At 32.1% G+C, this 13568-nt stretch carries 10 protein-coding genes; 8 read left to right on the forward strand and 2 right to left on the reverse strand.

The window, feature by feature from the left end; all coding sequences use genetic code 11:
* Positions 1-160: 160 nt before the first annotated feature.
* Positions 161-955 (reverse strand): teichoic acids export ABC transporter ATP-binding subunit TagH, encoded by a 795-nt coding sequence (gene tagH, locus CD127_RS04805; protein ID WP_103298946.1) that lies wholly within the window; start codon positions 953-955, stop codon positions 161-163.
* A gap of 331 nt (positions 956-1286) precedes the next feature.
* Between tagH and CD127_RS04810 the strand changes: the two genes are divergently transcribed.
* The 4 genes from CD127_RS04810 (at position 1287) to tagD (ending at position 4890) form a co-directional block, all read left to right on the forward strand.
* Positions 1287-2099 (forward strand): ABC transporter permease, encoded by an 813-nt coding sequence (locus tag CD127_RS04810; protein ID WP_103298522.1) that lies wholly within the window; start codon positions 1287-1289, stop codon positions 2097-2099.
* 103 nt (positions 2100-2202) lie between these two features.
* Complete coding sequence (gene tarB, locus CD127_RS04815; protein ID WP_103365959.1) at positions 2203-3291, forward strand: teichoic acid glycerol-phosphate primase TarB; 1089 nt, start codon at positions 2203-2205, stop codon at positions 3289-3291.
* The gene (locus CD127_RS04820) at positions 3288-4352 is read left to right on the forward strand and encodes a glycosyltransferase family 2 protein (protein ID WP_103365960.1); all 1065 of its coding nucleotides are present in this window, start codon (positions 3288-3290) and stop codon (positions 4350-4352) included. Before tarB ends, CD127_RS04820 begins: the two co-directional genes overlap by 4 nt.
* A 139-nt stretch (positions 4353-4491) precedes the next feature.
* The gene (gene tagD, locus CD127_RS04825; RefSeq protein ID WP_103298519.1) at positions 4492-4890 is read left to right on the forward strand and encodes a glycerol-3-phosphate cytidylyltransferase; all 399 of its coding nucleotides are present in this window, start codon (positions 4492-4494) and stop codon (positions 4888-4890) included.
* A gap of 72 nt (positions 4891-4962) precedes the next feature.
* Here the strand turns inward: tagD and pbp4 are convergent, their stop codons facing one another.
* Positions 4963-6255: a penicillin-binding protein PBP4 gene (pbp4, locus tag CD127_RS04830; protein ID WP_103365961.1), complete on the reverse strand. Its 1293-nt coding sequence runs from the start codon at positions 6253-6255 to the stop codon at positions 4963-4965.
* 157 nt (positions 6256-6412) lie between these two features.
* Here pbp4 and CD127_RS04835 point away from each other — a divergent pair, with 157 nt between their 5' ends.
* The 4 genes from CD127_RS04835 (at position 6413) to CD127_RS04850 (ending at position 13533) form a co-directional block, all read left to right on the forward strand.
* Positions 6413-8140 (forward strand): ABC transporter ATP-binding protein, encoded by a 1728-nt coding sequence (locus CD127_RS04835; protein WP_103365962.1) that lies wholly within the window; start codon positions 6413-6415, stop codon positions 8138-8140.
* A gap of 341 nt (positions 8141-8481) precedes the next feature.
* Positions 8482-10653 (forward strand): bifunctional glycosyltransferase/CDP-glycerol:glycerophosphate glycerophosphotransferase, encoded by a 2172-nt coding sequence (locus CD127_RS04840; RefSeq protein WP_103365963.1) that lies wholly within the window; start codon positions 8482-8484, stop codon positions 10651-10653.
* 267 nt (positions 10654-10920) lie between these two features.
* Complete coding sequence (locus CD127_RS04845; protein WP_103298515.1) at positions 10921-12150, forward strand: NupC/NupG family nucleoside CNT transporter; 1230 nt, start codon at positions 10921-10923, stop codon at positions 12148-12150.
* A gap of 549 nt (positions 12151-12699) precedes the next feature.
* Positions 12700-13533, forward strand: a complete 834-nt coding sequence (locus CD127_RS04850) for a YitT family protein (protein ID WP_103365964.1) — start codon at positions 12700-12702, stop codon at positions 13531-13533.
* The last annotated feature ends 35 nt before the right edge of the window (positions 13534-13568 follow it).

The raw sequence follows: 13568 nt of genomic DNA on the forward strand, positions 1-13568 counted from the left end.
TTGTTGTGTTTTATTAACTGAGGCTATGATGTTCACCTTCTTTATATGTGAATATTATTCATAAGTTCTATTATTTATAGTAGTACTTTTAACTCAATTTTTAAAGTAATAAACTCAAAATAAATAATAAACTTTATTTATTTTGAGTTATAAATTGTTTTTATTTTACAATGAAACGCTTCTCATCTAATTGTTTTCTAAATTTCTTCTGATCCGCTTTAGATTTCTTCTTGAAATCTTTCAAGAATTGCTCATATTTAGGTAACACATCATCTAAATCGCCAAATTCTTTTAGTTTGCCGCCTTCAATCCAGGCAATTTTAGTACAGAACTCACGCACTTGGCGGATATTATGGCTGACAAAGAAAATGGTTTTCTTTGCTTCTTTAAATTCATAAATTTTATCCAAGCATTTTTGAGTAAAGGTTTGGTCTCCCACTGAGAGAGCTTCATCAATGACTAAGATATCAGGATTAATCGTTATATTAATAGAGAATCCTAATTTCGCACGCATCCCACTAGAATAGTTTTTAACGGGTTGGTAAATAAATTCACCCAATTCACTAAATTCAATAACTTGAGGCATAAGTCTTTTAATTTCTTTCTTTTTAAAGCCCATGCATAACATCTTAAATTCAATATTTTCTACACCAGTTAAACGGCCGTTTAGTCCTGCATTAATGGCGATGACGCTAACTTCCCCGTGGCGTTCAATCGTTCCAGAACTAGGTGATAATGAGCCACCAATCATATTACTTAAGGTAGATTTCCCAGACCCATTGATGCCTACTAATCCAATCACATCGCCTTCATGGGCTGTAATTGATACATCGTCCAAAGCAAAGAATGTTTTATTCTTATTTTTAGGGATTAAGGCATCTTTAATACGCTCTTTATTATTGCGATAAATGCGATATTCTTTTGTCACATTTTTAATGTTAACAGATACGCTCATAAGTATTCCTTCCTTACAGATAGTTATATCGATTATAATACATCACACAACAGTTGTTAAATTTATTAACCTAGTGTAAAGTGTATAAGTGATTTTGTATAGTTTTTGTAAATATAAGAGATTATTTTTTCTTTTTTTGAAAATGAAGATTCTACATAAGAACCATTTTTTTAATAAGAAGATATCAGTATATAAAATAATATACCTCTATACTTCAATTATATTAAACTTTTCGAGAAATGTTATATATAATGAATGTAAGTATTCAAATGATAAGTTAAAGAATTTAAATGCCATCGTGGATATTTAAATGAAAGTGTGGTTTATTTCAATGTCGGCAGTAGGCTCTGTTTTTAAAGAACATATAAAAAATTTCTATTTAGTACAACGACTCGCACAATTCCAAATCAAAATTACAAATACTAATAACTACTTAGGTGTAGCGTGGGAATTACTTAACCCGGCCTTACAAATTATGGTTTATTGGTTTGTATTTGGTATGGGAATTAGAAGTAACGCGCCGATTCATGGCGTGCCATTTATTCTATGGTTATTAGTAGGTATCAGTATGTGGTTCTTCGTCAATCAAGGTATTCTCGAAGGTACGAAATCTGTATCTATGAAATTTAATCAAGTTGCGAAGATGAACTTCCCATTATCCATTATTCCTACTTATATTGTGACAAGTAAGTTCTATGGTCATATTGGATTATTGGCTATCATTATCGCTATTTGTATGGGTAACGGAATTTTCCCATCTATACACATTGTGCAATTACTCATCTATGTACCACTCACATTTTTCTTTACTGCATCAGTTGCATTATTCACTTCAACATTGGGCATCATCGTACGTGATACTCAAATGATTATGCAAGCATTATTGAGAATTTTATTTTACATGTCACCAATCTTATGGATTCCTAAAGATAAAGGCATTAGCAGTGTGATTAATGAAATTATGAAATTTAATCCTGTATATTTCTTAGCTCAATCTTATCGTGCAGCGATCTTATTCCATGAATGGTACTTTATTGAACATTGGAGATTATTCCTTTATAACGTAGTAGTTATCTTGATTTTCTTTGTTTTAGGTTCAATCCTACATCGCAGATATCGAGATCACTTTGCAGATTTCTTATAAATGTAAACTAAGGCTGAGACATTTCTATATTTGTCCCAGCCTGTTTTATATATACAGAACGTTTTATTATTTTTATTTTTTTGAAAAGGTGGGAGGTAAACGTATGCGACTAATTATAAAAAACATTTATATGATAATGATTGCGATATTGAACTTCATTTTTAAAAGTAAAAAAGTAAAAAACAACCATATTGTAGTGATGATGACATTCCCTCAAGATGTGTTGCCAATTATTCAGCAACTGCATGACAAAGGATATCAACTTACAGTGATAGCGAATGAGAACGAACAAGAGCGATTAAAAGAATTTAAGAATATTTCATTTATACCCGCTGGAAATAAACAGATTATCAAGCATATTAAAGCGTTAAGTAGCGCCAAAGTTATCGTTATTGATACTTACTATTTAATGTTGGGTGGCTATGCTAAGAAAAAAGGTCAGACTATTATTCAAACTTGGCATGCGTCAGGGGCTTTAAAGAATTTCGGATTAACGGACCATCAGGTAGATTTAAATAATGAAAAAATGGTTAAACAATATCAACGTGTATACCAAGCTACGGACTATTATCTTGTCGGTGGAGAAGAAATGGTGACATGTTTTAAAGAAGCTTTCGAAGCTAAAGATAACCAAATGTTACGTTTTGGATTACCACGATTAATGAATTATTTAAATTTCAACCTTAAGACTGAACAAGCGCGTTTAAAAGAACATTATAATATTACTAACAAATTGGCGATATATGTTCCTACTTATCGTGAAGATGCGAAAGATAATCGCCAATTAGATAAAGCTAAATTTGAAAGTCAGTTGCCAAATTATACGTTAATTAATCAGTTGCATCCATCAATTTCTGGGCATCATTCAGAAATATCTACTTCTGAATTAATGATAATGGCAGATGTGATTATTAGTGATTATAGTTCTCTACCTATTGAAGCAAGCTTGTTAAATAAACCTGTCTTATTCTATGTGTACGATGAAGATAAATATGAGAAAGTACGCGGTTTAAATCAATTTTATAGACAAATTCCTCAACATTATAAAATCGTTAGTGAGGAGGAATTAATTTTCAAAATAAAAAATAGTGAAGATATATTACAGCCGTTATTTAAAGATTGGCATCGCTACAATACTTCTAAAAGCTTACAACAAATTATAGAATTTATTGAAAAGTTGGTGAAAGAATGAAAATAGCTGTGATTATTCCAGTGTTTAATGCAGAACATACAATTCGAAAAGCTGTAAAATCAATTGATACAAAGCATGAAGTTGAAATTATTTGTGTTAACGATGGCTCTACGGATCAAACGAAACGAGTGTTAATGGAATTACAAAAAGAAGTTAAAAATATGATGGTCTACAATCAAGAAAATGCTGGGGCAGCTAAGAGCAGAAATTTCGGTTTAGCCTCAATGTCGGATGATGTTGAAGCATTTATGTTCTTAGATGCGGATGATCAATTCTTGCCAGGCAGATTAGACAAAATGATTGATTATTATGAGAAAAATAAAGAGGTCGATATTGTCATTGGGCAAATTGGTCGTGGTGTAAACGGAGACTGGAAAGTCGTGCCTACGCATGAAGAGATTAATCGCGAGGGCGTGGTTACACTTGCCGAAGCACCTGAAATATTACAATCTATTGGCCCGGGTGGGAAATTATTTAACTCTAAATTTAACGCATTAAGATTCGATGAAGATGTGGTATTTTGTGAAGAACATACATTTATTACGCGTGCTTATTTAACTGCGCGAGATATTCAGTTAATACCGCTTCTTGTTTATGGGTATAATGAGCGAGAAGGGTCGGTAACCGATAAGCGTGCGGATACCTTTTTATCTTATATAGACGATGCGCGTAAAGTGCGCCATCGTGTAATGGAAATGTTGTTACTAACGAATGAGAAAGTATATTACAGTTATCGTATGGATGACTTGATTGTAAGTTACTTAATTCAAGCTTATCTTTTGAAAAATAGTGAAGTAACATCTACATTTATTGAACAAGTAACACGTTATATCAAAGAAATGCAACATACGGAATATTCCGGAGACGCATTATTTAGAATCGTTCAAGCCGTCGAACAAGGCGCAACAAAATGGACACATGAAACGTATGAGGTTTGGAGACAAACACTAGTTAACGTAGGAATAGGGCGTCCGGGTTACTTAAGATTTAAAGCGCAAGTCTTACCTAAAAAAGCAGCATTCAATGGTAAACAGTCGTTAAAACGTATGCTTAAACGATAAACATCTTAGAATGAAGAGGCATAGTGTTGTTTAATTGCTTAACATGTCTGCTTTTATAAAAGATGGTATGTAAAAATTATTTATGCTAAATTAAGATTATGAAAATTCATTAAAGATTTAGTAAAGGAGATAGCAAACAATGAGAAGAGTCATTACTTATGGTACTTATGATTTATTACATTATGGCCATATAGAATTATTAAGAAGAGCTCGCGAAATGGGCGATTACTTAATCGTTGCGTTATCAACAGATGAGTTCAATCAAATTAAGAACAAAAAATCTTATTATGACTTTGAGCAACGTAAAATGATGTTAGAATCTATTCGTTATGTAGATTTAGTTATTCCTGAAAGTGATTGGGGTCAAAAAGAAATCGATGTTGATCGCTACGATGTTGATGTGTTCGTTATGGGTCACGATTGGGAAGGCGAATTTGACTTCTTAAAAGACAAATGTGAAGTTGTGTACTTAAAACGTACTGAAGGTATTTCAACAACTAAAATTAAACAAGAATTATACGGCAAAGACGCGAAATAATATAACATATAAAGACGAAATCCACATTCTCTCCAATTTTAAGGGAATGTGGATTTCGTCTTTTTTAATACATTATTTATGTTTAAAAATACGATATAAAATCAAATAAATGACTAAAATAAAGGCTATGGCAATTAATCCTAATCCTGTGAAAGTTAAGATAGGATGTGTTTTCCATGTACTTTGAGCGATTGAGTCTGCGTGATGAATAGCTGAACGCGTTACTTTTACACTAGGTGGTCCATCACTGTTAGTTAAAAATTGACGAGGATAGTCTATATGAACACGACTATCTTCAATGACATACTTATAATCGTCTTTTTTCATGTTGTTTGGAATAATATCGTATAAATCTTTAGATACGTAATATTTTTTACCATTAATTTTATGTGTACCTTTTGATAATACTTTTTTATATTCATATTGATCAAATGAGCGATTCATTAATGCATTACCAATCATGTTACGTTGCATTTCGCCACCTAAATGTTCGAAATCACCAGCACCCATAATCACCTGATTAATACGTAATTTATCTCGTTTTGTAGTGATAGTATGGTTGTAATCTGCAACATCACTTGACCCTGTTTTTAATCCATCTGTGCCAGGTAAACTCATCTTCGCTCCATCTAAAGAGTGGTTGAAAGTATAATAGGTTACATCATGTACTGTAGGAGCGAGTTGTTTTGTGAAGTCTAAAATCTTAGGTGTGTCTTTAATCACATGGTGATCTAAGATAGCCATATCTTTTGCAGAGGAAACGTTATTTTGTTGATTTTTATATTTTGAGGGGGAAAACTCACGTAGACGTTTGTTCTTAGCGCCTGTAGGATTGACAAAGTGAGTCTCATCCATACCAATTTCTTTAGCTTTCTTATTCATTAAGTCAGTAAAGTTATTAACGTTACCAGATACTTCCTCACCAAGAATTAAAGCAGCTGCATTACTAGAATTGGACACAGTAATTTGAAGAAGTTCTGCGATAGTATAGTTTTCACCAGGGTATAATTTGGTATTACTTAATTCTGGTAAAGTTGACATTTGATAATGCCTTTGCGTAATATGTACTTTGTCATTTAAAGAAAGGTCGCCTTGTTTGACAGCTTCTAATGTGAGATACATCGTCATTAATTTAGTCATTGAAGCAGGATACCATTTTTTATCGGCATTATATTGATATAATATTTGTCCTGATTGGCTGACGTTGATAGCGCCTTTCGGTTGATAGGCATCTGAGACATCGGGATAACCGTATTGACGTGTAATTTCTGTAGGTGTAGGTTCTTTATCCGCGGCTTTAACTATAGGTGCTATAATGAGAGCCGTAGAGAAGATGAGTAAAATTAGGGGAATTATTCGTTTCATTTTATTTATCTTTCCTTTTTATACAAAAATTGTCAATGAAAGTATTCTATCATAATAAAAACTTGTGAGAAATATAATTTTTACACTTCAAAGTTTTGGAAAATATTTATAAGTTTTAAGTATTAAATTGAAAATGAATATAAAAGAGGGCTAATTTATGAAAGGACAAAATCCATTATTTTTCTTATTTAAACGTTTGTCGTGGCCATACGGGTTAATTATTGCAGCTATTATTATTTCTTCATTAGGAAGTATTAGTGGTTTACTTATCCCATTATTTACTGGTCGTTTAGTTGATAAATTTTCAACAAGCAGTATTAATTGGAATATCATCATTCTATTCGCAGGTATTTTTATCGCCAACGCCTTACTTAGTGGTATTGGTATTTATTTACTAAGTAAAATTGGTGAAAAAATGATTTATGATATTCGCTCAATATTATGGGAACATATTATTAAATTGAAAATGCCATTTTTTGATAAAAATGAAAGTGGTCAATTGATGAGTCGTTTAACAGATGACACAAAGGTGATTAATGAATTTATTTCACAAAAATTACCACAATTATTGCCTGCAATCATTACATTAGTAGGCTCTATCATTATGTTATTTATTATGGACTGGCAGATGACATTATTAACGTTTATTGCGATTCCATTATTCATGGCAGTAATGATTCCATTAGGCCGTAAAATGCAAAAAATCTCTATAAACACACAATCAGAAATAGCTAATTTCAGTGGATTACTAGGACGCGTGTTAACAGAAATGCGTTTAGTTAAAGTGTCTAATACAGAACGCCAAGAATTAGACAATGCGCATAGCAACTTACGTGAAATCTATAATCTTGGATTAAGACAAGCTAAAATCACTGCTGTTATTCAACCTATTTCAAGTCTCATTATGTTATTAATGATTGCGGTTATTCTAGGTTTTGGCGCTATTCGAATTGCTACAGGCGCTATCACTGCAGGTGCTTTAATTGCGATGATTTTTTACGTGATGCAATTATCTATGCCGTTAATGAACCTTACAACGCTTGTTACAGATTATAAAAAAGCGGTAGGTGCAAGTAACCGTATTTATGAAATTATGCAAGAACCAGTAGAACCAATGATTGATTTAGAACCAGTTAGTCACGTAAACATCACTGCTGGAGAAATAGAATTTGCAGATGTAAATTTCAAATATGATGTTAAAGATATTTTGAAAAATGTCTCTTTCCGTATCCCTCAAGGGGAAGTAAGTGCTTTTGTTGGCCCATCCGGTTCAGGTAAGAGTACGATTTTCAACTTAATTGAACGTATGTATGAAATTGAATCAGGGGATATCAAATATGGGAATCAAAGTATTTACGATATTCCTATGGCAAATTGGCGTAATCAAATTGGATACGTAATGCAGTCCAATTCAATGATGAGTGGTGCGATTCGCGACAATATATTATATGGTATTAACCGAGAAGTCTCTGATGAAGAACTGATTAAATATGCTAAATTAGCTAATTGTCATGACTTTATCATGCAATTTGATGATGGCTATGACACATTAGTCGGCGAACGTGGTCTGAAACTATCAGGTGGTCAAAGACAACGTATTGATATCGCCCGTAGTTTTGTTAAGAATCCAGATATTCTATTACTTGATGAGGCAACAGCGAACCTAGATAGTGAAAGCGAACAAAAAATACAAGAAGCGTTAGAAGTATTAATGGAAGGGCGTACAACTATTGTCATTGCGCACCGACTTTCTACTATTAAAAAAGCAGGACAAATTATCTTCCTCGATCAAGGCCAAGTGACAGGACAAGGTACACATGCAGAATTGATGGAGCATCATGAAAAATATCATCAATTTGTAACGACTCAAAATTTAACAGAATAAGATAATCAAGCAGGTTGGTGAATGTAATCATTCGTCAACCTGTTTTATTTTTTTCATTAACTTGATATTGTGACGAATAAAACTTTTAAAAGAAATAGAGAATCATTTGAATTGAACTTTGAGAAACCCCTAGCGAATGAATAAACGATAAAGAAAATGGTATACTTGTTAGTAACGGCGAGGTCATAGCGTTTAAGAAGCTATGGAATGGAAATGGCTAGAAATATACGCTTTAAAGATGTAAAATGAAGTGAAAATTTGGCGTAACACACGCTTGGAAAAATTAAGAAATAATTATTAAAATCTACCTATTATAAATAGATTAACTGGAGAGAAATGTTTTGAATAAATTAACGATTATTATTACATATTATAATGATGAAGATTACATTGCTGAATGTATTGATAGTTTAAAAAGTCAAAGAAATCAAGATTTCAACATTGTGATTGTGGATGATGGTTCGACAGACCAATCAACAGAAATTTTACAACAAGCCTTACAGTCTTACGATAAAGAGATTAATTTCATCCAACTTCCTGAAAATACGGGTCATGCACACGCGCGAAATGTGGCACTTAAAGAAGCGGATGGACAATATGTAATGTTTCTTGACGCAGATGATCAGTTAGCTTCATATGCAATTGATTATTATTTCCGTCACCTTAATGGTTTGGACACTTTAATTGCACCAATCCATAAATTCGCAATGCAACGCCCACAATATGTCGACCAAGATAAAGTGCGTCTACAATATTTATCACATAAAAAGAATCCTAACTCAATTTTGAGAAAAGAATCTGTATGTAATATTTTATTTAGAAACGCTATTATTAAAGCACATAATATTCAATTTAATGAGAATTTAAATATCTTTACGGATACTTCTTTCGCTTTAGAATACTTAAAATATGCGGAAAACTTTGTGAGAATATTAAACTTCCCATTTTATTTCCGCGGAGAAGTATATGATCCATTTGTTGGTAATACATTAAGTGGACAAGATTTTATTCATAAATTTGATGATTATGTAGATAGTTTCTTTGACGCTATGCAAAGAACGAAAGACAAAAAGATAAAAAACTTCTTAATTCAAAGAATGAAAAATGAAATTAAAAAAGGTTTTGATCCTTCATTAAGAGATATCAAATCAAGATATCTTACATTAGAAAGTTCTTTAGTCAAAGTAGTAAAAGCTTTAAAATGGAACATCATCAAAGACGGAAAATTATTATATAATCTAGAAGTTTTATTCTTATCAATGGATGATGTGGAAAACGCAAAATATGTTAACGATCTTCGTAAACGTTCTCGTTTAGTTAAGAACATTGTGACGAATAGTAAAATGAAAGAACGTTCAAGATATCAATTAATAGATAGTGAAGAAGCGGTTGATCCACATACGATTGTCTTTGAATCATTTGGGGGTAAAAATTATAGCGATAGTCCTAAATATATTTATGAATATATGCAAGACCATTACCCACATTTAAATTATATTTGGGTATTTAATAAACCAGAAAATAATAATGTCCCGGGAAATGCTACTAAAGTTAAAAAAGGTTCAAAAGAATATTACGACGCATATGCTAAAGCAAAATATTGGGTATCAAATGCAAGATTACCATTATATTTAAATAAAAAAGAAAACCAAATGTACATTCAAACTTGGCATGGTACGCCGCTTAAACGTCTTGCTAACGACATGAAAGTTGTGAGAATGCCAGGTACAACAACTGCTTCATATAAGAAAAACTTCTATGCTGAGGCATCTAGATGGGATCATCTTGTATCACCAAACCGCTATTCATCAGATATATTTAAAACTGCTTTTTGGATGGACGAAGATAGAATTTGGGAAATTGGATATCCTCGTAATGACGTCTTAGTAACACGTCAAAATGACACTAAATACCAAGATCAAATCAAACGTAATTTAAACTTGCCTAAAGATAAAAAAGTAATTATGTATGCACCAACTTGGCGTGATGATGAATTTGTGAAAAAAGGCCAATACTTATTTGACTTGAAGATTAACCTTGCAAATCTTCAAAAAGAAATTGGTGACGAATACGTTATCTTGTTAAGAATGCATTATCTAATTGCTAATGCTTTAGATTTACATGGTTTCGAAGATTTTGCTATCGACGTTTCCAACTACAATGATATTTCTGAATTATATCTTATCTCTGATGCATTGATTACCGACTATTCTTCAGTAATGTTTGATTTCGGTATCTTAAAACGTCCACAATTCTTCTTTGCTTATGATATTGAAAAGTATGACAAAGGATTACGTGGTTTCTATATGGATTATATGAATGATCTTCCAGGTGAAATTATTACAGATGAATTCAAACTAGCTAAAGAATTAAAACAACTAGATCAACACAAAGTAAAATATAAAGATAAAATTGAAAAATTCTATAATGATTTCTGTTCATTAGAAAAAGGTAAATCATCTCAATTTATTGGAGATTATATTTATAACGATATTGAGAAAAATGAAAAATAGAATTTTATGACAAGAGGCGCTAAAAATGTGATTTAAAACATAATACATTTTTAGCGCTTTTTAAAGTTCGCTAAAAAGAATGAAACCCCATAATTATACAAATGGTATTCTTTAAAATAATATTTTATCGAATATTCTCTCATGGTATAATGTTAAATATATTATTTACGGAACTTTAGTGCTTTAAATTTGGGGAAAGTACGGTTCTGTTAAACTGAGTAATTTTTACATAGTGAGTTGAAAAATTAAAGTCTAGGTAGGTGCCTCATGTTTTTAATCATTAATATCATTGGGTTACTTGTATTTTTGGGAATTGCCGTTCTATTTTCCAGAGATCGCAAAAATATCCAATGGAAATCAATTTTGATTCTTGTTATTTTAAACCTTTTCCTTGCCTGGTTCTTCGTATACTTCCAAATTGGTAGATCCATCGTTGAAGGCTTAGCTGCAGCAATCGCTTGGGTGATTCAATCAGCACATACTGGAACTGGCTTTGCATTTAGTAGTTTTACAAGTGGTAAACAAATGGATATGGCTATTAGCGCCTTATTCCCAATCTTGCTTGTTGTGCCACTATTTGATGTATTAATGTATTTCAATATTTTACCGAAGATTATCGGTGGTATTGGCTGGGTATTAGCTAAAATTACACGTCAGCCTAAGTTTGAGTCATTTTTCGGAATTGAAATGATGTTCTTAGGTAATACTGAGGCTTTAGCGGTTTCAAATGAACAATTAAAACGCATGAAAGAAACACGTGTTTTAACGTTAGCTATGATGTCAATGAGTTCTATTTCAGGTGCGATTGTTGGTGCTTATGTACAAATGATTCCTGGTGAACTCGTATTGACAGCCATTCCGCTAAATATTATTAATGCTATTATTGTGTCTTCTATCTTGAATCCAGTAACAGTTGAAGAACGCGAAGATGTTATTTATAGCATTAATAATGGTGAAACTGAACGCCAACCATTCTTCTCATTCTTAGGAGATTCTGTATTAAACGCAGGTAAATTAGTGTTAATTATTATTGCGTTCGTTATCAGTTTCGTAGCTTTAGCTGATTTATTAGATCGCTTTATCAATTTAATCACTGGTTTAGTAGGCGGTTGGATTGGTTTGAAAGGCAGCTTCGGATTAAACCAAATCTTAGGTGTCTTCATGTATCCATTCGCGTTATTACTTGGATTACCATGGGGAGAAGCATGGATTGTGGCTCAACAAATGGCTAAGAAGATTGTCACAAACGAGTTTGTTGTAATGGGTGAGATTACTAAAGTAGTTAAATCTTATAGTCCGCATAGACAAGCGGTTATTTCAACATTCTTAGTGTCATTTGCTAACTTCTCAACAATCGGTATGATTGTTGGTACACTTAAAGGAATCGTGGATAAGAAGACTTCGGATTTCGTATCTAAATATGTGCCAATGATGCTTTTAGCAGGTATCCTTGTATCATTATTAACAGCAGCTTTTGTAGGTCTATTTGCATGGTAAACCGACACAGCTAAATATTTCTTCGAAAGAGCAAGTTTGAAATTATGCTTATCTTACATGATTTCAGATTTGCTCTTTATTCTTTGAAAATGAAGAACAAAAACCTGACATACGATAAAAACCAAGTATGTAGAGTGAGGAGACACTCTATATACTTGGTTTTTATGGGAAATGAATATTAATGTACTTGTAACGGTAAGGACTAGGTACTGTCACAGTACTTCGAGCAAAATTTGTTTTGTTACTATAAACAACACAAAGGAGATAACTTCTCTTATTAAGAAGTTATACACAGTATAGCAGAAACCATCTTGTAAGTAAACGAAAAATTCAGAAAATTTTTATTTGTTCATAAATTGTTCTTATATTTAGATTATATTCAAACCTGAGTAAATCTATAGGGATATTCGATAATATCAAATAAATTATTATAGTTTAAATTATTTAATTTTTATTTATTTATCATTTTTTAGAATAGTATATTGTAGCTTTATCAGAGAGTATGCTAACATTTTTAATGATAATACAATAAAAAAGGGGTTGGTATGTGTGAATAAAAACATTAAAGATTTACTCCTTGTGATACTAGGCTCTTTCATATTCTCAGCTGGAGTTAATTCATTCATTATTTCAGGTAATTTAGGAGAGGGAGGCGTAACGGGGATTGCCATCGTATTATATTACGCTTTTCATATCTCTCCATCTATAACTAACTTTGTAGCCAATGCGGTACTAATAATTATCGGTTATAAATTTTTGAATAAAAAAAGTACAATTTTAACTATTATTGCTACTGTACTTATTTCTGTATTTTTAGATTTAACAGATTCTTGGCATGTAGAAACTGGAAATGTCATTATTAATGCAGTGTTTGGTGGTATCTGTGTAGGTTTAGGAATTGGTGTTATCGTACTAGCTGGTGGTACTACTGCTGGTACAACTATCCTTGCTCGTATCGCTAATAAATATTTAGAAGTAAGTACAGCTTACGCACTATTATTCTTTGATTTATTAGTAGTATTAATTTCATTAACAGTACTTCCATTGCATAAAGCACTTGTAACAGTTATCTCATTATACATTGGTACAAAAGTAATGGAATATGTTATCGAAGGTCTTAATACGAAAAAAGCTATGACAATTATTTCTAATAAACCAGAAGAAGTTGCTAAAGCGATTGATGAACAAGTAGGGCGCGGCCTTACAATTATTGATGGCCATGGCTATTATACTAGGGAAGAAAAAGATATTTTGTATGTAGTAGTAGCTAAAACACAAGTTTCACGAGCAAAACGTATTATTAGAGAATTAGATGAAAATGCATTCCTTGTAGTACATGACGTACGCGATGTATACGGAAATGGTTTCCTAGCAGATGAATAAGCAAGATCCCTAAAGAGATTAAATCATGAAATATG

Origin of the sequence: Staphylococcus petrasii, assembly GCF_002902565.1 — a bacterium.
Classification (GTDB): Bacteria; Bacillota; Bacilli; order Staphylococcales; family Staphylococcaceae; genus Staphylococcus; species Staphylococcus petrasii.

What these genes read in the sequence shown, in the direction of transcription:
- CD127_RS04845 (WP_103298515.1), top strand. Translation starts at nt 10,921, where the DNA reads ATGTTTTTAATCATTAATATCATTGGGTTACTTGTATTTTTGGGAATT.
- tagH (WP_103298946.1), bottom strand. Translation starts at nt 955, where the DNA reads ATGAGCGTATCTGTTAACATTAAAAATGTGACAAAAGAATATCGCATT.
- pbp4 (WP_103365961.1), bottom strand. Translation starts at nt 6,255, where the DNA reads ATGAAACGAATAATTCCCCTAATTTTACTCATCTTCTCTACGGCTCTC.
- CD127_RS04820 (WP_103365960.1), top strand. Translation starts at nt 3,288, where the DNA reads ATGAAAATAGCTGTGATTATTCCAGTGTTTAATGCAGAACATACAATT.
- tarB (WP_103365959.1), top strand. Translation starts at nt 2,203, where the DNA reads ATGCGACTAATTATAAAAAACATTTATATGATAATGATTGCGATATTG.
- CD127_RS04810 (WP_103298522.1), top strand. Translation starts at nt 1,287, where the DNA reads ATGTCGGCAGTAGGCTCTGTTTTTAAAGAACATATAAAAAATTTCTAT.
- tagD (WP_103298519.1), top strand. Translation starts at nt 4,492, where the DNA reads ATGAGAAGAGTCATTACTTATGGTACTTATGATTTATTACATTATGGC.
- CD127_RS04835 (WP_103365962.1), top strand. Translation starts at nt 6,413, where the DNA reads ATGAAAGGACAAAATCCATTATTTTTCTTATTTAAACGTTTGTCGTGG.